This window comes from Microcoleus sp. bin48.metabat.b7b8b9.023, assembly GCF_013299185.1.
GTDB lineage: Bacteria > Cyanobacteriota > Cyanobacteriia > Cyanobacteriales > Microcoleaceae > Microcoleus.
Map to the genome: position 1 here is coordinate 52,588 of NZ_JAAFKG010000028.1, position 22,652 is coordinate 75,239.

The window sequence follows — 22,652 nt, forward strand, 5'->3', positions numbered from 1 at the left end:
ATGGAAGAAGGCTATAAGGCCAGGCTAGGGGGTAAAAATAAGGAAGAAGGAATAAGGCTTATGGCAGCTTGCTTTTGAGTCATCTTTATTGGATATTTAATTAAGTTAACTTAGTTGTTTTGTTGCCAAAATCAAAACATTCAGAGTGACGCGTGGGGTGAGAAACCGGGTTTCTACGAGTTTTGCTGTCGTGTCACGAGAAATCTGCAAAGAAACCCGGTTTCTACGATTTTGACGAGAAACGAGAAATTTAGGAAAAAAGCAGGTTTCTGAGGTCTGTGCGTGCCACCAAACTAAACTAACTGGTCAAACTGCGATCGAATAATTATATCTTTTTAAGATAAACCGAACCTGAATAAATGTCAAATATCCAACAATCCGTAACGTTTTTGAATTTGCACCAATTTGACCCTAGCTTCCCCAGCATTGTCAGCTAAATCGGCAAATTCCAGGAAGCGCTTTAACTCTTTTCGCAGCAAGTTACGCTCGACTTCTAAACTTTTTCGACCCAAATCTGGAGGCAAAACTATCATATCAAATAAAGTTGCCCTTTCTTTCCCTGGATGCGGCCGCAAGATTCGTCCCCGGCGCTGAACAAACTGGCGCGGATTGCTGCTGCTTGCTAAAATTACAGCATGGCGAATTGCTGGAATATCAACGCCTTCATCCAAACAGCGAATCGCGACTAAACCTTGCAATTCTCCACTCTCAAATTGTTGGCGCAATCTTTCTCTTTCTGCTAAGGGAGTCGCCGCCGTATAGGTGTTAATCCGATAACCTAATTCTGAACCTAATAATTTGGCGGTTTCTGTGAGTTGGCGGTGGTTGCTGCGGCGCGCACCTGCTTCGATCGCACCGTCGCCGCAGTAAAATAATGTATGGGATGTGTCGAGACGGTGCATCATTAGTTCTCGCAACGCTGTTAATTTATTAGCCGCCGCCCCAATCAATCTAGCCCGCTGCATTAATAAGGTTGTTAAAGCATCATTTGGTTCTATTTTTTCCTCGCCCGACAGCGCCCAACCAATTTTTTTAGTTAAGTAGGAATATTTGCGGGTTTCGGATTCGGTCAATTCGACTAAAATCGGATAGTATAAATAATGTACTAATGCTTTTTGGCGGATGGCGTCGGCTAAGGTGAGTTCCGGCTGCAAAACTGGGCCGAAATAATCTAAGATAGCTTCAGTTCCCTGTTCGTCGAAGTGTCTTTCTGGAGTGGCGGAAAGGGCGAGGCGGAGTCCAATGTTGCGGGGTAAACTTTCTCCTAAACGAGGCGCGCCTAGGTTGTGTACTTCGTCTCCAATAATTAGGGTTTTTTCGGGGAAATACCGGATTTGCGATCGCAAGCTATCCAACATTAATGTAGCGTTAGTTGTGATGATTGTCAGAAATAGCCGTGAAGCGCAGCTATCCCCTAGGGAATCGCCAGATCGCACTTCATACAAACCAGAAGCCAGCTTTTTTTGCCAAGTGCGGGCGTTATCAAACGCTAAAATAGGTTTTAAACCAAATTTCTCCGATTCGCGCGCCCACTGATTCACCAGATGGCAGTACGGGCAAATTACGAGCAGGACTTGAAGGTTAATTTTATTGTATAATTCAGTGGCGATCGCCAGCGCAGTAATCGTCTTGCCGCTACCCGTCGCCATCTTCAGCGTACCGCGTCCCCGATTTGCAAACCAATTATCAACCGCCTGTTGCTGATACTGTCGCAATTGCAGCGATGGCGGCATCCTCGGGAACCCAAATTCCGAATGATTAAAGGTCGATCGATTCACTGTAAAATGTAGTTAGATGCAAACTTCCCTGATTCAACTGTAACTCATTTCTAATTAAAACTTAACAACCCAAACAAGTCATCCGCGGACAGTTGCAAATCAGACAGCACATCGAGTACAGGTAAAATATCCTCACCCTCCTTCCCCTCTGGTTGCTGCTGCGGCTTAAAAACCAGAACTAATTTTTCTTCCGGGTCAATCAACCAACCTAATTTAGCACCGTGATTTAAGCAAAACAAAATATTATTAATAACCCGAGTTGGATTTTGATCCGGCAATAAAATCTCAATTGTCCAATCCGGCACAATTTTAAACCTATTTTCTATTTCTCCATTAGCATTGAGAAGAATGCGCGACCACTCAAACACGGCTATATCTGGAACAATAGAACGTCCTCCAAAAGTGCAGCGCAATTCTGAAAAAGCAAAAGCTAACTTTTGCGGTTCTCCCACCTGATTAATTCTATTCCCAAAACGGGTTTGCAACGTGCTGTGTTTTCCTTGCGGCATAGATTTTTGATAAATTTGACCGTCAACATACTCGCTAGCAGGCTTAGTTTCTGGAATCAGCAAAAACTCTTCCAGAGAAATCTTGGACGGAGACTGAATTGACGTTAGCATAAGCGATTCAACCCTCAAAAACTCTTAAAAATTCACATCGCCGTCAGTTTCCCAATCAGGACAACTGTCCGATTCCACACCAGTAGGGTGCATCGCACAAACCAACAAATTTCCGCCGTAAACTTGACCGTGATAGTTCATGCAACCGCGACAAACCGGATGCTGCGTCGGCGAAGGGTCTACATAAGTCACAAACGACGAATCTATCTCATCAAAATCCGGCTCAAAGTCCCGGCAAATTTCAATTATTGGTTCGAGAAATTCATTTAAATAACCATCAAATTCATTTAAATAACCATCAACTTCAACAATCAGGTTATTTTGTACTTGTTCAGTAAACTCTTCCGAAATTTTTACCAAAACGTCCAGCATTTCGACAAACTCTTCGCCGATGTCGGTGAAAAAATGCTCTACTTCAGAAACAGCATTTTCCATGACTTCAAAAAAATCTTTAGACCAATCTTCCATAAATTTGACGGCTAAACTATAGCGGTTCTCAAGCGTGGTGAGGTACGCAGGTTCCAATCCAATGGCTTATGCCCGCGGAACCCCATGCCCTATGCCCTATGCCCTATGCCCTATGCCCTATGCCCATAAGAGCACCTCATGTTACTGAAAAAGGCTATATTGCAAAATATTTAACAGATAAGTACAGATACATTTAACCCGGTAAATCTAGGAATCCACCCAAATCTACTGTGTATGGCATAATCTGGAAAGCTTGCAGCTTACCAGACATGGAGGTATCCCTCAAAGCTTTCAACAGAATATTGAAAGCGCCGTTTAAATCCCTGTCCAGAGTGTGTCCGCATTCGGGACATTTAAACGTTTTTAAGCCGCCCAACTTACTATGGATATGACCGCATTTTGAGCAAGTCTTACTGGTGTACTCTTCTGTCACGTCTACTACAACACAACCGTACTTGGATGCTTGATGCTTCAACGTTTGTTTAAAACGATAATGACTCAAAGTTACCATCGCTCTAGCTGTCTTCGTGGCAAGTTTTCGCTTACCCTTTTTTACCATTTGCTGCGTTTCAAATGTTGGCAAGAAAATTAACTTATACTTGCTAACTAGGTAATTAGCCGCCTTATTGTGCAATTCCGAAACTAAGTTCTTAATCTTAACACGAATCCTGGCTGCTACTTTTCTCGATCGATACCGCAGCCGCTTAAACTGACTACCTTTGCTTTTTCCGAGCCGAGACATTAACTTGTCTAAATGTCTGGCTAACCGATAAATGCGACCGATATCACTTTTGCCTAATTTCAGTATATTATGACCGTCAAATCCTGTCATAAATGTTCTGATTCCCGGGTCTAAGGCAATCGCTAATTCGGATTGAGTCGGAGGCGGTGCAACAGTGTCAACCGCATAGCAGATAAACCATTGATCGTTGATAATACTAAGGGTTGGTTCGTGTTGCATTACCTCCACTATTGCTTCAGACGCTTTAAAAGACAAGCCTTTGGTTTCGCGCGGATAGAATGTGTTTGATTTCCAGTTTGCTGTTTGAAACCTAATAGTTTGAGTAGGAGCTTTACAACTTCTAAATTTGGCTGTACCTTGGGATTTACAAGCTGCTTTGTGTGCTTCACAGGCTTGAAATACTGCTAGTTGACGCGGGTTGTATGGCTGTTGAGACACCCATTCAGGCGCTGAATCCATGATGCGTTTACGCAATTCATATTTACCGATTTTTTCATTTTTGAGAATGGCAATTGCTTGATTGTAACACCATCTGCTTGCGGCTATCCATGTCCGCCATTTCTGAGCTAGTTTTGTTTCCGGGTAGACTCGGATCTTTTTGGATAGTAGATTTGTCTTGACGCTGGGAGTAGAGTCCGCAATCGTCAGCCTGGATGATTCATAGGATATCTTCAACCATTTCTGGTTGGGGAGATAAGTCTGTTCGGCACAGAACCAGGAGTTAGCAATTTTGCTGTTGACAGATCCACTTGATAATATGGATCTGTCAACTCCTGGGCGCGAGTAGGTCAAAGCGATCGACGACCACAACTGTCTCGATATCTCCTGACATGACTTGTCCCAAAAAGGCAAGAATTTCTTGGCGCGTGAAGTTGAGTCCGTATCCAATGTATTGGAATTCATCATACACGGTGGTTTTTTGTTGATTACATAGTATCAATGTCTACCGCTATCTTCAAGGAATTTACAAGAAATCGTTTACTATACGAAAGCAGCCTGCCTCCAGCGAAGCGATCGCACCTAATCTCAATTCTATTACCTATTGCGGTATATCCACCCACATCTGACAGAGAAGATATTCAAAAAGGGAACTCAAGATTATTATCCTGAGTTCCCTTCATGCTTTGCTGCGCGAGCTTTTTTCGCTTAATCGCGCTTGAGCCGCCGCAATTCGTCTTGTAAATTCTGTACCTGTTCGCGGAGCTTGTCTACGCCGCCGGTTTCTTTAGTTTCTTTTGTAGAAACTTCTTCTTCCTCAGAAACAATTTCAATCCGCCGAGGTTCAGCGGTTTTTTTGTCCCCAGCAGCTTCTACAGGTGGTTGCTGCTGCTGAGCTTGTTGCACCATATCATCAACAAAGCGACGAGCTTCTTCTGTTGACATCTCACCGCGCTTCACCAATTCATCTGCCAGCTTTTGGGCTTCAGTGCGTAATTCAGTTAACTTGCTGCCAGCTTTTTCACCAGCGTAGGAAGCTAGCCCGACACCAAGGTAAACTGCTTTTTGTAAAATATCTCCGAAACCAGGCATAGGAACTACACCTCATAAAACTGGGTGAACCGGAGACCACGCCTATTACAAGCATCCCGTGTTGCTGCTACCTTCCGGTCCTGACAAGATTTGGGCGTTGGAATCGCGTGGGGCCAGTTCATTTATGAGTATAGCACAGTTATTTATTCTTCAACCACACACCAGTGATAAATTTCATAAATAACGCAACCGTTCTTCACCAGAGGGTCTTCAGCGACGATCGCCTTTGCCTCATCCATCGAAGCCGCCTCAAACATCAACATACCGCCGCCCCGCCTCGCCCAGTAGCCAGTTTTCGCTCGGTGTCCTTTAGAAATCAAATCTCGGACATAAGCTCTGTGAGCTGGCACGTACTGGTCAAACACAGGCTTTTCGACAATTCCTTTCTCAATTTTGACAAACCAAGGCATATTAAATTTTAGATTATAGATTTTGGATTTTGGATTGTAGATTGGGAATGGGTGTTTTGGTGCGGGGCATTGAGGAAATACTCGATCGCCCGTACTCGGCCATTCCTTCCTTAATCCGATGCTATCCCATGCACCTGTCAAAACAAAGATTTTTTATAGCTTTACTGGCGCCGGACGATATTCAAGAGCAGATTACCGAGATTAAACTGTATTTTGCCGATCGCTACAACAGCCGTGGTGCCTTAAATTCGCCACCCCACATCACACTGCAACCTCCCTTTGAATGGCCTGCGGCGGATGTGGCGCAATTAGAGGAAAGTCTCAGGGCCTTTACTGCAAATCGGCTCCCAATTCCCGTTACGCTATCCGGTTTTGCCGCTTTCGCACCCCGCGTCATTTATGCGGATGTTGTCAAATCGCCCCAATTGCTGGAGATTCAAACAGATTTGATGAGTTATGTCGCGGCAAATTTAGGAATTGTCGATCGCATTTCTCAGACTCGCCCATTTGTACCGCACATGACTGTAGCGTTTCGCGATTTAACTGAGGATAATTTTCAAACGGCTTGGCTGGAATTCGCAGCGCGCGAACTCCACTTTGAGTTTATCGCTGCTGCGTTAACCTTACTGCTTCACGACGGCAGCCGCTGGAACATCAGCCAGCAATTTCCGCTTTCAGACTGAACTCTCTCTTCCTTCGCGGACTTCGCGTCTTCGCGGTTCGTTTTCCCAAAAAAACTTGTTTACGCAAGCGGGGGCGAGAAACCGGGTTTCTACGAGTTTTTGCATTTAGTGACGAGAAATATTCATAGAAACCCGGTTTCTGAGGTTGCAAGCGGGGGCGAGAAACTGGGTTTCTACGAGTTTTTGCATTTAGTGACGACAAATATTCAGAGAAACCCGGTTTCTGAGGTTGCAAGTGCATCCACTACAAACCTGTTTAAAATTGAAAGTAAAGTAGATTAGCGATCGCGCCGAGGGGGACTGGCAAGTGCCACAGTTCCATAAACCGCAATTCCCGACTCTTTCAATGTTTTAATTGCCGACTTGACAGTAGTACCGCTAGTGTAAATATCATCAACCAACAAAACTCGATCGCGCGGGAGACGGCGCCGAAAATCTTTCCCCAAAATTAAAGCATCTTTCATTTCCGCTTGCCGCTGCTGTGCTGTCAGAGCGAATAAAGCCTGAGTATTTTTCACCCGCTCCAAACCGTGCCGCTGCAAAGGCAAACCAGTCAGCTCGCAAAAACTTTCCGCCAAAAGTTCCGCCTGATTGAAACCCCGTTCCTTGACCTTTGATTTGTGCATGGGAATCGGTACAACTGTTAAATTGTCAATAGCTAATTCGGGAAAACTCAGCCAAGATTCTGCCAGCCAGCCGCCAAGAGGTTTCGCTAATTGTGGATTTCCTTCATATTTTAAAGCTGCGATCGCCCGTTTGAGAGTCCCGCCGTACTCCCCCCAAACAAAAACACGCTGTTCCGATCCCCAAAATCGACCCGGATCGGCTAACTGACAGTGCTGAAGTTGCTTGTGGCAGTACCCGCAAAACTCCTCGGCGGCCGGTCGCTGACAAAGAGCACAGTTAGACTTAAGAAATAGATTGAGAAAAGATTGGACTAATCCCGTCCATTTTCGCTGGTTCATCCTAAAATTGTGGTATTGTAAAACTTCATTGACTTTATAGCCATTAATAGCCATGTATACTATAATATAGTCAAAAATGAGGGCAAAACAATGCAGCTCGTTTCCAAGCACATTATCGATCGAAACCACTGGCTATACAAGCAGCTAGATAATTTGTGCTTTCTTTCTAAGAATCTTTTCAACTACGCTAACTACCTAATTCGACAAAAATTTATTACCTCGGGAGAATACCTAGATTATTATAAAATACAGAAAATATGTCAGGGAAAGACTGACTATCTAGCATTACCAGCCAAAGTATCTCAGCAAGTATTGTTGAGATTACATGAAAGCTGGAAATCATTTTTTGCAGCTAGCAAGGAATATAACCTCCATCCAGATAAATTCAAAGCCCGACCCAAAATACCCAGATACAAACACAAAACATTAGGCAGAAATGTCCTGACTTACACCGCTCAAGCCATCAGTCAAGAATGGCTCAAAAAAGGAATAATCAATTTCTCGAAAACCCAGATATTTCTAACTACTAAAGTTCGGGTTATAAATCAAGTCAGAATTGTTCCGAAAACTTACCATTACTCGATGGAGGTAGTTTATGAATCCAAGGCTGTAACTGGCTTATCATCAGATGTTGAAGGGATAGCAGGAATTGATATTGGTCTGAATAACTTAGCGACTATTACATCCAATCAAAAAGGGTTCGGGCCGCTGATAATAAATGGTAAACCTCTCAAATCAATCAATGCCTACTATCACAAAAAAAAGGCACAGTTGCAGTCATACTTGAAAAAAGAGAGACAAACATCAATCAAAATTGAACAATTAACTCACAAGCGTAATGTAAAAGTAGATAATTACCTGCATAACGCTAGTAGATTTATCGTCAATCATCTGGCAGCTAACCGAATCGGGACACTGGTGATTGGTAAAAATGATAACTGGAAACAGGGAATAAATCTCGGCAAGCGGAACAATCAGAACTTCGTAGCAATACCTCATGCAAGATTTATTCAAATCCTAACTTATAAAGCGCAGTTAGCAGGAATCGTTGTGAAGGTTATTGAAGAAAGTTACACTTCTAAGTGTTCTTTTTTAGATAATGAAGCTTGTGTCAAGCATTCAGAGTACAAAGGTAAGCGAATTAAGCGAGGTTTGTTTCGTGCTGGTGATGGCAGACTGATCAATGCGGATGTGAATGGCAGCGCTAACATTGTCAAAAAAGCATTTCCCAACGCTTTTGCCGAGGGAATACAGGGCGTAGTAGTACGTCCAGTAAGGGTCACACCTTACAAAATGGTTGTCCGAGGCAAGTGTAATATTTGTCTAGAAAACCTGTAACTATGTGATTAATTGGAAAAACTATCAAAATTAAATCAGTTTCCAAGGACAGGCTCCCAGCGTGACAAACCTCTACTGGCTAGACAAAATTCAACCTTCAGACCGAGATGCAGTGGGAGAAAAAGCATTTTACTTGAGCTGTTTGCTCGCCCAAAATCACCCCGCTGTACCGGGTTTTGTCGTGCCGGCTACAACATTTTCGCAGTTTTTAGAGTCGATCGACTGGCTAGAACCGCTGTTGGCTGACTGGCCCCACTCTTCGCTACACTTGAATGTCGATGAACCCAGACAACTGCAATCTATCGCTCGCAGCATCCGCCACCAAATCCTCACCGCCAAACTGCCAGATGCACTGCTCTCCAGCCTAGAGTCTGCTGTTGGCGCTCTCAACTCCCAAGCCTTAATTTTTCGCCCTTCCCTGACTTCCTGGAACCCGAAAACAGCCGGAATCCTGGAATCTCACGCAGTACGTGCCGAACCAGAAGCCATTGAAGCCGGACTCAAACGCGCTTGGGCAGAATTGTTCAGAGCCAGAAGTCTATTTTACTGGCAGCGGTGCGGCATGAAAATACAGCAAATCAATCCCGCAGTTTTGGTGCAGCCCCTCGCCGCAGCCATCGCCGCGGGCGAGGTAAAAACTAACTGCGGTGCAGCCTGGGAAATCCAAGCCACCAGCGGTTTGGGACTGTCCCTCGCTCGGGGAGAAACCATCCCCGATTACTATCAAGTGCAGCCCGAAACAGGGGCTGTTAACTTCCAGCGGCTCGGTTACAAAACATTAGCATACAATCTCAAAACCGGGGAGGGGAAGCCGAAAAAAAAACCGCTGCTCGGGAATTGGGAAAGCCGAAAAATCACCAATTCTACATTGTTAATTCCCGATTTTGCTGGCAGTTGCGTGGAACTTTTGACGCTGGGAGAGAAATGGCAAAGTGAATACGTTTTAGAGGAATCGCAATTGCAAAAACTCATTGAATTGAGCCAAAAAGTAATCGCCGAATTTGACTGTAATGTAATCTTGGAGTGGACGCTAAACCATACAGCAAACAGTAGCGAACCGCAGTTTTATTTTACTCAACTTCGTCTTTTGCCACGGGAACAAGTGGCGCCCTCCCTGGAAAAAGCGATCGCCCAAATCCGAACTCCTGCTATCCTCAAAGGTTTGGGCGCCGCCTCAGGAAAAGCCGAAGCAATTGCCCAAGTTATGACTAATTCCCACCCAGAAAACGCCGACTTCTTAGCCGGAGGCATTTTGGTAGCCCGCACAATCGATCCGAATTGGCTGCCTTGGTTGAAAGTTGCTGCTGGGATAGTTGCCGAACAAGGAGGCATGACAGGCCACGGCGCCATTTTAGCGAGAGAATTGGGAATCCCTGCGGTTGTGGGAGTTGTGGGGGCGACTCGGGCGATCGCCTCGGGCGATGTGGTGTTGGTAGATGGCGATAGCGGAGAAGTTTTTGCCCTCGCCCCGCATCCGGCGATCGACACAGCAGACAGCAACCCCCTTCAGGAAACGCCAAACAATGCGGATAATTACAGTACAGCAGCAAAAATGTCAATAGCCAATTATCAATCTTCAACATCAGAGCGATCGTCCAATCCCGCATCTAAACCTCGACGGGCAGAATCTCTCGAATCAGTTTGGGGCGCGCCAACGGCAACTCAACTGCTGGTTAATGTCAGCCAAACAAGTTCGATCGATCGCCTCAGAAATCTGCCCATCGACGGCATCGGATTATTGCGCTCCGAATTAATGGCATTGGAAGCTTTGGACTGTCAAAACCCCAAAATTTGGCTGCAAGATGGTCGCCAATCGGAATTTGTCGATCGCATGGCAGATTGCCTCAGCTTATTTGCCGCTGCGGTAGCACCGCGACCAATATTTTATCGATCTCTCGACTTGCGCGAGTCAGGAGCCGACGGCAGTTTCGGCGATACCTTTGAACCGGAGTTATTTGATTGGGAGTTGTCCGTACTTCAAAAAGTCTGCGAGTCAGGTCATACAAATATCAATTTAATTTTGCCTTTCATGCGTTCTGTAGACGAGTTTGTCTACTGCCACCAGCGCTTAGAAACTATTTTGAAAAATCGACCAGACCAGTTTCAAATGTGGATTATGGCGGAAGTTCCTTCGGTATTATTTTTATTGCCAGATTACGTAAAAGCAGGAGTTCAAGGAATTTCCATCGGCACCAACGATTTAACTCAGTTTCTGTTAGGAATTCACCGCAAGTCCCAAAAGGTAGGAGCTGGTTTCAACGGACGCGATCGAGCAGTGATGAGGGCGATCGAGCAATTAATCCGACAAGCCAGGGCTGCGGGAATTCCTTGTTCTATCTGCGGCGATGCTCCAGCTTTGTATCCCGAGATAGTTGAATCCTTGGTGCGGTGGGGGATTTCGTCTATTTCGGTGAATGTCGATACTACAGAACAGACTTACAGGGCGATCGCCCGCGCCGAACAGCGCCTGTTGCTAGATGCCGCGCGCGCGATCGTTAAAAATTAACCATTATTACAAAAATCTAGTTTTTGCATAAATATATCGCGCTTCCTCACTGAGTTTTTCTGCGATCGCGCCTTAAGAAACCTCAGCGATCATTTAAAAACATCCGATTTTCAAGCTATGATAGAAATATTACCCACACTTTAACTGGAGGTAGAAACAGTGAAATCAAAAATTATTGCAACCGCAGCAATACTTGCGGCCCTCGGCTGTCTGCATCCCCATCCAGCATTATCTCAACCCGCAACTGACGGCGGGACAAAACCAGGATTCTGGCAACCTCAAGCACAGGTTGACAATACTCGCAACATTACCCTGAGACTGTTAAATGAAACCGGATTAAATCTAGAGTACGGTCAATCAGGTGTCGGCTTGTCATCCTTGCCAGTTGGAGCTAGCAAAAACATCCTGGTTCGCGTCAGCAACCGCACCGGAGACATTGCCAATATTCCGATTAATGTCAAAGGAGGAACCACAACTTTGAAATACGACTATAACGTTGATGCCAAGGAAAACATTGTGACGGTTCGCATCAGCACATCAGACGGCCGCACTAGGCAAGATCGGTCAGTTTATATTGATGAAAAAGGGCGAATTTACTCTTTCTAAGACTGACGCTAATCAACCCGGTTTCTGCTGATAAATCTTGCTTAGACCAGCTAGGTGTCCGTTCAACAGTTGACAGTTGACAGTTGACAGTTGACAGTTGACAGCAACATCTACTTGAAAGTCCGAGGATTGGAGTAATGAATCGTCTTTTTTTAATTTATCCCTAAAACTCAGAGGCTTTCAACCAATTATTTCTGGTAAGAAATCGGGTTTTACGCCTCCGGTGCGTAAATTCTGTCTGGAAAAAGTCCATGTTTTTTTTATGCAGCGGATTTGACATCGCATCTCCCAAATCAACTGATGCTAGCAATTCGGCGCTACTTGCACGCTGGCGCATCAGGTGAGTTCCGAGAGGATGTCAACCGCCGCATCGCGAACTAATATCCGCTGTTCCTGTTCATACCTCCGCCTCGATTGCCCTCTTCTTTCGGTTTAGCTTTGTTCACTCGCAAGGGACGCCCCATCCACTCTGCACCGTCTAATTCGGTAATTGCAGCGTCTTCTTGGGCATCTTCCATCATCTCGACAAATGCAAAGCCGCGCATCCGACCGGTTTCCCTGTCGGTAGGTAAGACAACTCGCTTGACTGTGCCGTACTCTGCAAATACTGATTTCAGGTCTTCTTCGGTGGCGCGGTAGGACAAATTTCCAATATAGATAGTCATGTCGATCGAACTAAACTTGTTGTTGCTACATATAATAACCGGTTCATTTGACTCTCAAGTGCCATCAAGCTTAAAACTGACCAGAAAGAATTGGTTGAAATCCCCAAGCTTTTTCGGGAGAAATTAAAATCAGACTATTCATTACTCCAATACTCGGACTGACCGGGAGAGGTCGCTCTCTGGGGGTCAACTGTCAACTGTCAACTGTCAACTGTCAACTGTTGAAGGATCGCCTTTGAACTAAAAGGGTTTGCCGCACCGACAAACCCTTTCTACTGACTGCAATAGTTAGTCCTTTTGCTTAGTCGATCGAGATCGACTGAGGCCCGGTGCTTTTAGCATTGGTGGCTTCGGCTGCGGGAGGAGTGTAGGAAGTTGAACCGGCTTGCTCATCGATCCAGCTTCTAACGGGATCTTCGTGAAGGTTGAGTCGAAGCAGGCCAGAAAAAAATCCGCCCGCAAAGGCTATAGGCTGTTGGATCAATTCTTTGACCACTGGGATGAGTTCGTCGAGGAACATTCAAGAGTCTCCTTGTGCTGCTGGGGTTCTATCTTTACTGTACCGTTTGTACGGAGATGCTGGCAGCAGACTGCAAAAAAAGGGCGATCGAGCCTGTTAAAGATGGGCAAGCTCATGCTGCAAAAAACGCTTGCCGGAAAATTGTCGGCAAATGATTTACAATGCTAATCTGTTTGTTTACAAAATTTTATGTGCCGTTTGCTTGGCTACCTCGGCGAGCCGATTTTACTCGATTCTATTCTGTACAAGCCGGAACATTCGCTAATTGTGCAGAGTTACCAGCCCCGCGAAATGACTTCGGGCTTGCTCAATGCTGACGGTTTTGGTATCGGTTGGTATCACCCGCACCTCGATACCGATCCGTTTACTTATAAAAATGTACAGCCAATTTGGAACGACATCAATCTGCCGAGTATCAGCCGATATGTTGAATCCGGCTGTGCGATCGCCTATGTTCGCAGTGCAACTTCAGGACAAGCTATAGATTTGAGCAACTGTCAGCCGTTTCAACACGATCGCCTGTTGTTCGTACACAACGGCTTTGTGCAGAATTTTCGCAAAAGTCTTTACAGACCAATTCGCGATCGGCTCAACGATACCGTTTATCAATCAATTAACGGTACTACAGATTCAGAGCACATCTTCGGCTTATTTGTCAATGAATTAACAGCCGGCAACCTGAGCCTAGAAGCTGCTTTGCAAAACTGCCTGAAAACTTTGGCTGAACTAGCAAACGCTCACCAAGTTGAATTTTCAGCAAATATTATTATCAGCGACGGACAGCAGCTCGTTGCCTCTCGTTTTGCTTTCCCAAAAGTCCCTCCTTCCCTGTATTGGCTGCGGGACGATTTAAATTTCCCCAATTCTGTCATCATTGCTTCTGAGCCTTTATTTGGTGGCAATTGGCACGAGTGTCCAGTCCAGAGCACGATCAATACGGGAGTAGACGGTGAGATCGAAATCAATCCAATCTTGTAGAGAGGCAATTTATCAGGATTTGCAGCAGTGTCGCCGCGGCACTTTTCAACTATTTGCAGACATCGATTACAATACTTTCTGCCGTCAAGCCCATCCAGATTTTAGTCCGGTTGGTTGGCATTTAGGTCACATTGCTTATACTGAGGATTTGTGGCTGTTGCAAAAATGTGGTGGGTTCAAGCCAGTTTTTCCTGAGTATCACCAACTGTTTGCTGCGGATATTTTGCCGAAAAAACAACGGGTTTTTTTGCCAACTTTTCCAGAAGTTGAATTATATCTGGATGCGGTGCGAAAAAAGGTGTTAGATTATTTGGAAATAGCGCCGATCGCACAACAGGAACGTCTCTGGCGGTTTATTATTCAGCACGAAAGTCAGCACTGCGAAACAGTTGCTTTCGTGCTGCAAATGCAGGAGAAGGAAGAAGGAAGTTCGGCAACGAGCAATGTGCGGGATGTAGCGGATAGAAGGCATCAGGAACAAGGAAGTTCGGCAACGAGCAATGTGCGGGATGTAATTGATAGAAGAAATCTGGAAAAACAAGGATTAATTACCAATTACCAATTACCAATTCCCAATTACCAATTCACGATTCCCGATGCCCCATTACCGATCGCCAATTTAGAGATTGAGATTCCCGGCGGGGAATTTTATATGGGAAGCGATGCTGCTGAAACTTTGGATAACGAGCGATCGCGCCATCTGTGCGATCTAGAAGCATACGCGATCGATCGCTATCCGGTCACTTGCGGTCAATACCGAGATTTTATGACATCCGGCGGCTATCAGAACCGCGATTGGTGGTCTGCCCAGGGCTGGGAATGGCAAAAAGTTCATTTAGTCGATCGCCCGCTTTACTGGTCAGAAAACCCTGCTTTCAACAACCATCCAGTTTGCGGCGTCAGTTGGTACGAAGCCGAAGCTTACTGCAACTTCGTCGGGAAGCGCTTACCATCGGAAGCCGAATGGGAAAAAGCAGCCAGTTGGGATCCCACAACTGGGACAAAACTTACCTATCCTTGGGGAGAAGCACAGCCAAATGCCAGCCTGTGCAATCACGGCAATCATCTTGCCAATACTTCCCCCGTTGATGCTTTTCCAACGGGAGCAAGTCCAGCAGGCTGCTGCGATATGTTGGGCAATGTCTGGGAGTGGACAGCTTCAACCTTTGACGCCTATCCAGGATTTGAAAGTTATCCTTATCGGGGATACTCTGAACTCTATTTTGATGGAGAACACCGGGTTTTGAAAGGCGGGAGTTGGGCAACTTTTCCTCAGGCAATGCGATCGACTTTTCGGAATTGGTACTATCCGGGCGTGCGGCAAATTATCGCGGGTTTTCGCTGCGCTATAACTACGATCGCATAGGTTCGTAGTGAGGAATGCGAGTCCTCTAATTTTATGCGGACTGAAGTCCTCACTACGAACCGTTCAACAGTTGACAGTTGACAGTTGACAGTTGACAGTTTGAAAGCGACCTCTACCTAAAAAGAAGAGGATTGGAGTAATGAATAGTCTGATTTTAATTTCTCCCTCAAAGGAAGAGGCTTTTAATCAATTCTTTTTGGTAAAATTTATTTTTTAAAACATAAATAGTTAATTTTAGACAATATTTGCTTGTCAAACACCAAAACTTTTTCCACTTAAAAATAGTAGATTAAAAAATGTTTGTTAATGATTTAATAATTTAGGTTGATATTTGTTGAATTTTAATTTGTGGACGCGACTCGCCATCGGGTGAGAAAATACAGAACAGAGAGCGGCTTAAAAAATCTAGCTGGAGTGCGATCTTCAGTAACGCGACTGTGTGCTATACCCATTTGTGCATCCTAATTTTACTTTATGAAATCCTCAAGACTTTCCGACAAGACAAACCCAGCGTCAACCAAAGAAAACCGGCTGTACTTAGAGCGGCTGGTGAGCGCTGTGGCACCGACACCCGCAGAAATCAACGCTGGCAGCGATGCAATTACCGGGTTGACTCAAAACCCCAAAACCCTGCCTCCCAAGTATTTCTACGACGATCGCGGCTCGAACCTCTTCGAGTTGATTTGTCAGTTGCCGGAATACTACTTAACGCGCACTGAGACGGCAATTTTGCAAGAGTGTGCAGGGGCGATCGCCCATTTGACGGGCCCGTGCGAAATCGTCGAACTTGGCAGCGGCAGTTCCACGAAAACCCGGATTCTCCTTGATGCTTACAGCAAATTGGAATATCCGCTGCACTATTTGCCGATCGACATCAGCCCTACTATCCTAGAAAGCAGCGCTTGTCAACTGTTAGCAGATTATCCATCGCTCCAAATTCACGGACTTGTCAGCACTTACGAATTAGCCTTAGCTAAAATTGCCCCGTCGCCATTGCCAACCCGAATGATTTGCTTTCTAGGCAGCACCCTCGGCAATCTAAACCATCAAGAATGCGATGTATTCTTCTCGCAAGTTGTCGGTGCATTGCAGCCGGGAGAGTATTTTTTGCTGGGAATTGACTTAGACAAATCTAAGGATATTTTAGAGCCGGCCTACGATGACAGTCAAGGAGTGACCGCAGCATTTAACTTGAATATGCTGCGACATTTAAATCGGAAGTATCAGGGAAATTTTGATTTAGCGCAGTTCGAGCATTGGGCTTTTTACAATCAAGAACAATGTCAAATTGAAATGCACTTGAAAAGTAAGAAAGCGCAAACAGTGAACTTGCGCGCGCTCGATTTAACGGTTGAATTTGCCGCCGGAGAAACTATCCGCAGCGAAATTTCGCGCAAGTTTAATCTCAATACTGTCAAGGCAGATCTTTCGCAGCGCGGTTTAAAGCCGGTGCAAGTTTGGACAGACCCAAATCAGTGGTTTGGCTTGATGCTTTGTCAGTTGACAGTTGACAGTTGACAGTTGGCAGTTGGCAGTTGGCAGTTGACAGTTGACTGTTTTGATAGTTGTTATTTGTTATTTGTTATTTGTTATTTTTGAATATCTCCAAATAATCAGTAACTAATGACTAATGACTACTAATATCATGTCCGGTCGATTACCATAACAAAAAACGGTTCGTAGTGCGGACTTCAGTCCGCAATATGCTACGGACTGAAGTCCGCACTACGAACGGATATTATCGCGCTCGATCGGACATAATATAACTACTGACTAATGACTAATAACTAATGACTAATAACTAATTAACAAATCGGCCGCTGTCCGGGTTTTACGGCGTGAATGTACTCGCTGCCGGATGTCGGCCATCCCCGCTTGTAATAGGCTTCCTCGGGCTTCCCCCAGCCCAACTGCAACAAAATTTCGAGAAAATCCAACTTTTCCCACTTCGAGAGACTCGCCCATTCTGTACGCTGGGCTAGAGCTTCTACGTCGATCGGCTCGATCGATCGAAAATCCTTCCCACTATTAATACTCAAATACAAATCCATGCCCGCAGTTACCCGCTCCCAGAATTCCAAAATCGCAGTCTTAGCAGCCTTCAGCGTCATCAAATCAACTGGTAGAGCGATTAATTCGTCATCCACTGCCGGGTAGCGTAGAGTATTGCCTTTAACCGTCATTTCCCGCCAGACAATCCCAGAAACTTGATGTTCCCGCTGGTATTCGTGCACGGCTGCCTTAAAATTTTGATAAGCAGTGAACTTTTGAACGCCCTCAGATTTGAGAAAGCGATCGATCACGGGGTTTCCTGTAGCAGGAGTTTCAGTCAAATTGAGGCGCCGCCCGTGCAAGCAGGCTTGGCGCTCTTGAGCGAGGATTTTAATGAGTTCCGCCGTGCTGTAGATCTTGGGCATCTTTAATTCAGGCAAAATCTATTGATTTGCGGGTCTGGCTGGTTCGATCTGCTAATTTTCAGTAAAGATTATTTGTTTTTTTGAGCAATATCACTTTTGCAGTTATTGTAACTTTTCTGTGTAGTTAATTCTAGTTTGATAGTTTACACGAGTTGGGCCCATAAATCCCGAAAGCTTTTTGAAAAAAGCAGTTAATCGCGATACAGAATTGCGATTTAAGCTGTCCGCTGCGCGGCGGGCGTACCTCGTGGAATTTTTCGCGAACAACAAAGCCCCCTCACTCGAAGGAGGGGGCTAAACTGAGTTAAAGATTTGGCAGTTGTATTTAGCGAGTCCAACAACCCGAAAAAAAAGCAGCATTCGCGCTTGCTGTCAACTACCAAAACTCAAATTTTTAGTTTCCAAGCTTAGTAGCGTCGTGAAGAGCGATTGTTGTCGCCCCAGCCGCCGCCGCCACCCGAGGAGCGTTTGTTGTTGTTTTCCCGAGGTTTGGCTTTGTTGACTTTCAAGTCACGGCCCATCCACTCAGCACCGTCGAGGGCTGCAATGGCTGCTGCTTCTTCTGCTTCGCTGGCCATTTCGACAAAAGCAAAACCCCGCATTCTGCCTGTTTCCCGATCCACTGGCACTTGGACGCGGCTTACAGTACCGTACTCGGCAAATACTTCGTTGAGGTCGTCTGATGTGACCTCATAAGAAAGATTACCCACGTAAATCGACATAAAATCTCCAGAATCTAATTAGGGTGCAGAGACTTAGATTCGGAGAGACGCTTGTAAATAAACACCAACAAACTACGCAACCGAATTTAATTCTTGAAAAACTACTATAACATGAAGCCAGCAGAATCAGCAATTGCCTGTCTTAATTTTCAATTTAGGGTGCCGTCGGGCAATCTCCCACGGAAAGTATTCTTGATAACTGACATATTGCACTGTTAGCCTCATCACCTTGGTTTTTTGCTGTGCGATCGAGCTGAGGGCTGATTTTTTTGATTGCTGTTAGCAGGTGGATGTTGACAGTTGACAGTTGACAGTTGACAGTTGACAGTTGATTAGACTTCTTGCCTCAGTCCTTTTAATCAAATTTTGGGAAGCTGCTCAAAGCAATCTCACAATTAAAAAAAATTGTGGGATGTTGCTCTCAGCAGCGTCCAGTTGACAGTTGACAGTTGACAGTTGACAGTTGACAGTTGATTAGACTTCTTGCCTCAGTCCTTTTAATCAAATTTTGGGAAGCTGCTCAAAGCAATCTCACAATTTAAAGAAAATTGTGGGATGTTGCTCTCAGAAGCATCATAAGTATTTTGAAAAGAAGTCTATTTCATGTGTTAGATGAATTTCTAATCTCCGATCTCCAGTCTCGGATCGCATCGGATTTAGCGCCCTGTAATGGCGACCCAAAAATAATTCTCAAAAGAGTTCTTAGGAATATCTACGCGAATTTTTCTGCCCCAAGTATAAACATCAAAACTAACGCGAGATCGATCGCCCTTTCGGGCACTTCCCTCATCAATTGCGACATTTCCCAACAGCGCCACCCAGTGACTCGGATAAGGAATCAGCGGCGGTTTGTTTTGCAGCATTCCCTCAGCAGTAATCAAAGCAAAAGCAAATCCCCCAGCTTTTATCGCCTCGTCGGCGGCCCGCAGCGCTGGAATATCGCCGCTGAAATAAGCGTAGTGAGATTTTACATCCGGGCTTCCCAAAATTTCTCGCGCCCACCCAGCCATTTCCCAAGATTTGGTCATCCCGCTGATGTTGCGGACAATTTCTGGGGCGTTGGCTTCGATGGGAAATATCAAATTTTCTGATTCGCGCAACGCCGATAAAACCATCCAGTCTGCTTGGGGCATCCGCAAATTGCCTTTGCTTTGCCGCAGCGTCATTGAGGGAGAAATCGATCGCATGGATTGAGTGCGAAAACTGCCGGTTTCCCAAAGACGGCGGCAGATTTCGACGTAGCGGAGGGGGCTGCGCGTCAAGAGTGTAAAGGTGACGGCTGCGGGGCCGCAAAAAGGCTGTCCGCCTTGATTTATTTGAAACGGATCGTGGATGCGCGATCGCATTTCGGCGATAATTTGACTTTTGTTGAGAGCCGGCCAAAAGCTGAGCAGGTTCGAGCGTTCAAATTCGGAAATTGCCTCATCTGCTTGCTGTAGCGAATTTTGGTTTGACAGTTGGGAAGTGGAACTCGCAATTGCGATCGAGTTGTCTGATTGTGTCATTTTTAGGATAAGTCGGAGCTGTTAATATTTGCCTATATTTGATTGCTTGTGCGATCGCGATCGATCGGGATCGATCAATATTATTTTAGGGTTTAATTAGATTTTTTTGTAGACCGCAGATAATCCACAGGAAGAGAAGAAGAAGAGATATATAGCCTTTCTCAAAAAGGTGAGGTATGACTTACAGGTTATATAACCACCCAGACAAAGAGGGCCCAAGCCCAACAACGTACCTCATATGAGAGCTTGATCCGCTATAGCCTTTGTCAGAAAGATAGGGCATTGGGCATTGGGCATTGGGCATAGGCCATATCTCATTTTTTCGAGAACCCCTATATCTCGGTAAGTTTTTCCTTATATCATTTCCAATTTCATCGGAATTACTGTAGTGCGAGCGTCTCGCTCGCGATTCAGGCGGTTCGCTATGGACGCTCGCACGCTCAACGATTCAAATATATAATTCCGATGCTAACGGAAACGTTACTATTCCTTCTTCCTTACTAGCTTTGGTCAACTGTCAACTGTCAACTGTCAACTGTCAACTGTCAACTGTCAACCGTCAACTGTCAACTGTCAACTATCAACTGTCTTACCATTTTCCTGACATTGCATCTTTGAGTCTCAATTCTTCTCGACTGACTAGAGCTTCGTAGTAATCTGGTTTGATTTCTAGGGCGACTCCGTAAGAACTAATTGCATCTTGAGTCCGCTGCAATTTTTGCAAAACGTCGCCGCGCTGCGCCCAAGCTTCCCAGTTGTGGGGCTTGAGTTGAATCACTCGATCGAAAGCGACAAGTGATTCGGAATAGCGCTGCATTTTCCCCAGCACCAGGCCTCGCTGCACCCAGCCTTGATAGCTGTCGGGCCAGATAGTAATTGCTCGATCGTATGATGCTAGACTTTGTTCGTATTGTTCCAAATTTGACAGGGCGTTGCCACGTTTCAACCAAGCTTCAAAATTGTCTGGCACGTTTTGAATGACGCGGTTGTAAGCTGCGACGGCTTCTTCGTAACGCTGCAATTTTTCCAGGGCTGCGCCTTGCTGCAATCCTACTTTTGATGTAACGTCTGTTTCAGAACTTAGAGAGATTACTTTATCAAAACAGGCGATCGCTTCTTCGTATTGCTCTAATTTTTCTAGGGCTTCGCCTCGCAAATTCCAAGCTTCTAGAAAATTTCCTTCAATTTGGAGGGCATTGCTGTAAGCGATAATCGCATCTTTGTAGCGTTCCAATTCTGCTAGGGCCATACCTCTGCCCAGCCAAGCTTCGGGGAAATTCGGATTAATTTGAATCGCTCGATCGAAAGCATCGATCGCACTTTCATAATCTCTTGATTCTGACAGTGTTTGCCCCCGCCCGATCCATGCTTCGGGATAAGCGGGATTCATTTGAATTGCCCGATCGAAACAAGCAATTGCCCCATCGCGCCACTGGTGTTTCAGGGCCATTCCTTTGTACAGCCAAGCTTCGGAGTCGTTGGGTTGGAGTAGCAAGACGCGATCGTAAGCTGTGACTGCTTCTCCATATTTGTGCAATTTTGCCGAAGCAATGCCCCGATTGAACCAAGCCAAAGTGTTTTGTGGTTGCAGTTGAATGGCGCGATCGTAAGAAGTTACAGCTTCAGCGTAGCGTTCCGCCTTCATCAAAGCCAAACCTCGGTTCAGCCAAGCTTCCCAATTAGTCGGGACGAGTTTGAGAGCGCGCTCGTAGGCCGCTACAGCCTCAGCGTAGCGCGAGGCTTGCAGCAACACGCTGCCTTGCCTGCACCACATCGCGGGCAAATTTGGATGAAGTTGGGTTGCTTTTTTGTAACAGGTTGCTGCTTTGTCCCACTCCTGCATTTCTTCTAAAACTCTGCCCTGCTGATACCAAGCTTCGTGCTTTTCTGGATTGATTTCAATTGCTTTGTCAAAAGTCGCGATCGCCTCGGAGTAATTTTGCAAACTGAACAATGCTGTCCCGCGCAGCATCCAGGCCCAATATTCCTCGGGATTAATGGCGATCGCTCGATCGCAACAGGCTACGGATTCTGCCCAAGAGGACAGTTGCTTGTAAGCTTTGCCCAGATTCAGCCACGCGCGGGCCCAATCCGGCTTAATTTGCACCGCTTTTCCGTAGCAAATGATTGCCGCTTCGTACCTTCCCGATGCGTAGTGTCTGTTGCCCCGATCGTAATCTGGAAATGCTGCAAAAATTCTTAAAATCGGGGGCAGCAGAGCTGGTTGGGGGTTTGAGGAGTTTTCCGTGGTAGAAGTCGAAAGGTCTGGCATACGCCTTGCACGTAAAAAAGTTAGTGGGATAACAAGCTGGCGGTCTTATATATTAACTTATGATTTTGTTAAATCGCTGCTGTTTTGAGACCAACTTAGCATATCAGGTCTACTAGCACTCACGATCTTTACTTAGCCATAACTCAGTGGCTGTATTTGTATAAAATTATGCACTCTTCTCACTTTCCGTACAGAGCTGTACAATACCGTCAGTCGATTTTCGATTTTCACTGTTCGATTTTCGATTGACTCCACAGATGAATCTGGGAGCTTGAACCAGAGTCTAAAATTTTGATCTCTCCACTACGAATGTCTGAAACTTGTATCCGTTTTTGGGCTGGGTTTACCTTCCCATCATCTCCAAAAGTGCTTCTATAGAACCTATTTTATATTTTTTATTCAACAATAAGTCGGACAAACAAGCCGTCTCATATAGCAATCCTAAATCATTTGCATAATTATTTTAGGGGCTCTTTGCCTCGTGGTTGCCCGATAGGTATGGGGTAGGCACGGGGGCACTACCTACAAATTTATCTGAATCATTTAGGATTGCGATATAAC

General features: G+C 45.4%; 22 protein-coding genes and 1 other RNA gene. 8 read left to right on the forward strand and 15 right to left on the reverse strand.

Annotated elements, in window-relative coordinates; all coding sequences use genetic code 11:
• Positions 1-362: 362 nt before the first annotated feature.
• The 7 genes from QZW82_RS16880 to QZW82_RS16910 all read right to left on the reverse strand — a co-directional run bounded on the left by QZW82_RS16880 (position 363) and on the right by QZW82_RS16910 (position 5,548).
• On the reverse strand, positions 363-1,733 hold the full coding sequence (locus tag QZW82_RS16880) for a DNA phosphorothioation system restriction enzyme (RefSeq protein ID WP_293150134.1): 1,371 nt from the start codon (positions 1,731-1,733) through the stop codon (positions 363-365).
• A 95-nt stretch (positions 1,734-1,828) separates the two neighbouring features.
• The gene (locus QZW82_RS16885) at positions 1,829-2,398 is read right to left on the reverse strand and encodes a Uma2 family endonuclease (RefSeq protein ID WP_293150136.1); all 570 of its coding nucleotides are present in this window, start codon (positions 2,396-2,398) and stop codon (positions 1,829-1,831) included.
• Positions 2,399-2,422: 24 nt separating this feature from the next.
• Complete coding sequence (locus QZW82_RS16890) at positions 2,423-2,866, reverse strand: hypothetical protein (protein WP_293150196.1); 444 nt, start codon at positions 2,864-2,866, stop codon at positions 2,423-2,425.
• A gap of 193 nt (positions 2,867-3,059) precedes the next feature.
• On the reverse strand, positions 3,060-4,514 hold the full coding sequence (locus tag QZW82_RS16895; RefSeq protein WP_293142584.1) for a transposase: 1,455 nt from the start codon (positions 4,512-4,514) through the stop codon (positions 3,060-3,062).
• 240 nt (positions 4,515-4,754) lie between these two features.
• Entirely contained in the window at positions 4,755-5,138 is a 384-nt protein-coding gene (locus tag QZW82_RS16900; RefSeq protein WP_293150138.1) for a hypothetical protein, read from the reverse strand.
• A 23-nt stretch (positions 5,139-5,161) separates the two neighbouring features.
• Positions 5,162-5,258, reverse strand: an RNA gene (gene ffs / locus QZW82_RS16905) — signal recognition particle sRNA small type.
• A 23-nt stretch (positions 5,259-5,281) separates the two neighbouring features.
• Positions 5,282-5,548, reverse strand: coding sequence for a YciI family protein (locus QZW82_RS16910; protein WP_293150140.1), 267 nt, complete (start codon positions 5,546-5,548; stop codon positions 5,282-5,284).
• A gap of 128 nt (positions 5,549-5,676) precedes the next feature.
• Between QZW82_RS16910 and QZW82_RS16915 the strand changes: the two genes are divergently transcribed.
• On the forward strand, positions 5,677-6,231 hold the full coding sequence (locus QZW82_RS16915) for a 2'-5' RNA ligase family protein (RefSeq protein WP_293150198.1): 555 nt from the start codon (positions 5,677-5,679) through the stop codon (positions 6,229-6,231).
• A 278-nt stretch (positions 6,232-6,509) separates the two neighbouring features.
• Here the strand turns inward: QZW82_RS16915 and QZW82_RS16920 are convergent, their stop codons facing one another.
• A complete protein-coding gene (locus QZW82_RS16920) occupies positions 6,510-7,196 on the reverse strand; it encodes a ComF family protein (protein WP_293150142.1) in 687 nt (228 codons plus the stop codon).
• A 90-nt stretch (positions 7,197-7,286) separates the two neighbouring features.
• On the opposite strand from QZW82_RS16920, the gene QZW82_RS16925 reads away from it, so the two are divergent.
• The 3 genes from QZW82_RS16925 to QZW82_RS16935 all read left to right on the forward strand — a co-directional run bounded on the left by QZW82_RS16925 (position 7,287) and on the right by QZW82_RS16935 (position 11,646).
• Positions 7,287-8,534: a transposase gene (locus QZW82_RS16925; protein WP_293150144.1), complete on the forward strand. Its 1,248-nt coding sequence runs from the start codon at positions 7,287-7,289 to the stop codon at positions 8,532-8,534.
• Positions 8,535-8,595: 61 nt separating this feature from the next.
• Complete coding sequence (locus QZW82_RS16930) at positions 8,596-11,040, forward strand: putative PEP-binding protein (RefSeq protein ID WP_293150146.1); 2,445 nt, start codon at positions 8,596-8,598, stop codon at positions 11,038-11,040.
• A 159-nt stretch (positions 11,041-11,199) separates the two neighbouring features.
• Positions 11,200-11,646, forward strand: coding sequence for a hypothetical protein (locus tag QZW82_RS16935; RefSeq protein ID WP_293150148.1), 447 nt, complete (start codon positions 11,200-11,202; stop codon positions 11,644-11,646).
• 163 nt (positions 11,647-11,809) lie between these two features.
• Here the strand turns inward: QZW82_RS16935 and QZW82_RS16940 are convergent, their stop codons facing one another.
• The 3 genes from QZW82_RS16940 to QZW82_RS16950 form a co-directional block, all read right to left on the reverse strand.
• Positions 11,810-11,983, reverse strand: coding sequence for a hypothetical protein (locus QZW82_RS16940; protein ID WP_293150150.1), 174 nt, complete (start codon positions 11,981-11,983; stop codon positions 11,810-11,812).
• 40 nt (positions 11,984-12,023) lie between these two features.
• Positions 12,024-12,311, reverse strand: coding sequence for an RNA-binding protein (locus QZW82_RS16945; RefSeq protein ID WP_293150152.1), 288 nt, complete (start codon positions 12,309-12,311; stop codon positions 12,024-12,026).
• A gap of 301 nt (positions 12,312-12,612) precedes the next feature.
• Positions 12,613-12,831: a hypothetical protein gene (locus QZW82_RS16950; RefSeq protein WP_293150155.1), complete on the reverse strand. Its 219-nt coding sequence runs from the start codon at positions 12,829-12,831 to the stop codon at positions 12,613-12,615.
• A 14-nt stretch (positions 12,832-12,845) separates the two neighbouring features.
• On the opposite strand from QZW82_RS16950, the gene QZW82_RS16955 reads away from it, so the two are divergent.
• The 4 genes from QZW82_RS16955 (at position 12,846) to egtD (ending at position 16,693) form a co-directional block, all read left to right on the forward strand.
• Positions 12,846-12,986, forward strand: a complete 141-nt coding sequence (locus QZW82_RS16955; RefSeq protein WP_293150157.1) for a hypothetical protein — start codon at positions 12,846-12,848, stop codon at positions 12,984-12,986.
• Between the two features lie 34 nt (positions 12,987-13,020).
• Entirely contained in the window at positions 13,021-13,809 is a 789-nt protein-coding gene (gene egtC / locus QZW82_RS16960; RefSeq protein WP_293150159.1) for an ergothioneine biosynthesis protein EgtC, read from the forward strand.
• Complete coding sequence (locus tag QZW82_RS16965) at positions 13,781-15,175, forward strand: SUMF1/EgtB/PvdO family nonheme iron enzyme (RefSeq protein ID WP_293150161.1); 1,395 nt, start codon at positions 13,781-13,783, stop codon at positions 15,173-15,175. Before egtC ends, QZW82_RS16965 begins: the two co-directional genes overlap by 29 nt.
• A gap of 474 nt (positions 15,176-15,649) precedes the next feature.
• Positions 15,650-16,693 (forward strand): L-histidine N(alpha)-methyltransferase, encoded by a 1,044-nt coding sequence (gene egtD, locus QZW82_RS16970; protein WP_293150163.1) that lies wholly within the window; start codon positions 15,650-15,652, stop codon positions 16,691-16,693.
• Positions 16,694-16,980: 287 nt separating this feature from the next.
• Here the strand turns inward: egtD and QZW82_RS16975 are convergent, their stop codons facing one another.
• The 4 genes from QZW82_RS16975 to QZW82_RS16990 form a co-directional block, all read right to left on the reverse strand.
• Positions 16,981-17,592: a hypothetical protein gene (locus QZW82_RS16975; RefSeq protein ID WP_293150165.1), complete on the reverse strand. Its 612-nt coding sequence runs from the start codon at positions 17,590-17,592 to the stop codon at positions 16,981-16,983.
• 407 nt (positions 17,593-17,999) lie between these two features.
• Complete coding sequence (locus QZW82_RS16980) at positions 18,000-18,314, reverse strand: RNA-binding protein (protein ID WP_293150167.1); 315 nt, start codon at positions 18,312-18,314, stop codon at positions 18,000-18,002.
• Between the two features lie 656 nt (positions 18,315-18,970).
• Positions 18,971-19,819, reverse strand: coding sequence for a hypothetical protein (locus tag QZW82_RS16985; RefSeq protein WP_293150169.1), 849 nt, complete (start codon positions 19,817-19,819; stop codon positions 18,971-18,973).
• Between the two features lie 589 nt (positions 19,820-20,408).
• Positions 20,409-22,091 (reverse strand): tetratricopeptide repeat protein, encoded by a 1,683-nt coding sequence (locus tag QZW82_RS16990; RefSeq protein ID WP_293150171.1) that lies wholly within the window; start codon positions 22,089-22,091, stop codon positions 20,409-20,411.
• Positions 22,092-22,652: the final 561 nt, after the last annotated feature.

Excerpts from the sequence above, each read along its gene's own strand:
- QZW82_RS16880 (WP_293150134.1), bottom strand. The coding sequence starts at position 1,733 with ATGCCGCCATCGCTGCAATTGCGACAGTATCAGCAACAGGCGGTTGAT.
- QZW82_RS16885 (WP_293150136.1), bottom strand. The coding sequence starts at position 2,398 with ATGCTAACGTCAATTCAGTCTCCGTCCAAGATTTCTCTGGAAGAGTTT.
- QZW82_RS16890 (WP_293150196.1), bottom strand. The coding sequence starts at position 2,866 with ATGGAAGATTGGTCTAAAGATTTTTTTGAAGTCATGGAAAATGCTGTT.
- QZW82_RS16895 (WP_293142584.1), bottom strand. The coding sequence starts at position 4,514 with ATGATGAATTCCAATACATTGGATACGGACTCAACTTCACGCGCCAAG.
- QZW82_RS16900 (WP_293150138.1), bottom strand. The coding sequence starts at position 5,138 with ATGCCTGGTTTCGGAGATATTTTACAAAAAGCAGTTTACCTTGGTGTC.
- QZW82_RS16910 (WP_293150140.1), bottom strand. The coding sequence starts at position 5,548 with ATGCCTTGGTTTGTCAAAATTGAGAAAGGAATTGTCGAAAAGCCTGTG.
- QZW82_RS16915 (WP_293150198.1), top strand. The coding sequence starts at position 5,677 with ATGCACCTGTCAAAACAAAGATTTTTTATAGCTTTACTGGCGCCGGAC.
- QZW82_RS16920 (WP_293150142.1), bottom strand. The coding sequence starts at position 7,196 with ATGAACCAGCGAAAATGGACGGGATTAGTCCAATCTTTTCTCAATCTA.
- QZW82_RS16925 (WP_293150144.1), top strand. The coding sequence starts at position 7,287 with ATGCAGCTCGTTTCCAAGCACATTATCGATCGAAACCACTGGCTATAC.
- QZW82_RS16940 (WP_293150150.1), bottom strand. The coding sequence starts at position 11,983 with ATGCGCCAGCGTGCAAGTAGCGCCGAATTGCTAGCATCAGTTGATTTG.
- QZW82_RS16945 (WP_293150152.1), bottom strand. The coding sequence starts at position 12,311 with ATGACTATCTATATTGGAAATTTGTCCTACCGCGCCACCGAAGAAGAC.
- QZW82_RS16950 (WP_293150155.1), bottom strand. The coding sequence starts at position 12,831 with ATGTTCCTCGACGAACTCATCCCAGTGGTCAAAGAATTGATCCAACAG.
- egtC (WP_293150159.1), top strand. The coding sequence starts at position 13,021 with ATGTGCCGTTTGCTTGGCTACCTCGGCGAGCCGATTTTACTCGATTCT.
- egtD (WP_293150163.1), top strand. The coding sequence starts at position 15,650 with ATGAAATCCTCAAGACTTTCCGACAAGACAAACCCAGCGTCAACCAAA.
- QZW82_RS16975 (WP_293150165.1), bottom strand. The coding sequence starts at position 17,592 with ATGCCCAAGATCTACAGCACGGCGGAACTCATTAAAATCCTCGCTCAA.
- QZW82_RS16980 (WP_293150167.1), bottom strand. The coding sequence starts at position 18,314 with ATGTCGATTTACGTGGGTAATCTTTCTTATGAGGTCACATCAGACGAC.
- QZW82_RS16985 (WP_293150169.1), bottom strand. The coding sequence starts at position 19,819 with ATGACACAATCAGACAACTCGATCGCAATTGCGAGTTCCACTTCCCAA.
- QZW82_RS16990 (WP_293150171.1), bottom strand. The coding sequence starts at position 22,091 with ATGCCAGACCTTTCGACTTCTACCACGGAAAACTCCTCAAACCCCCAA.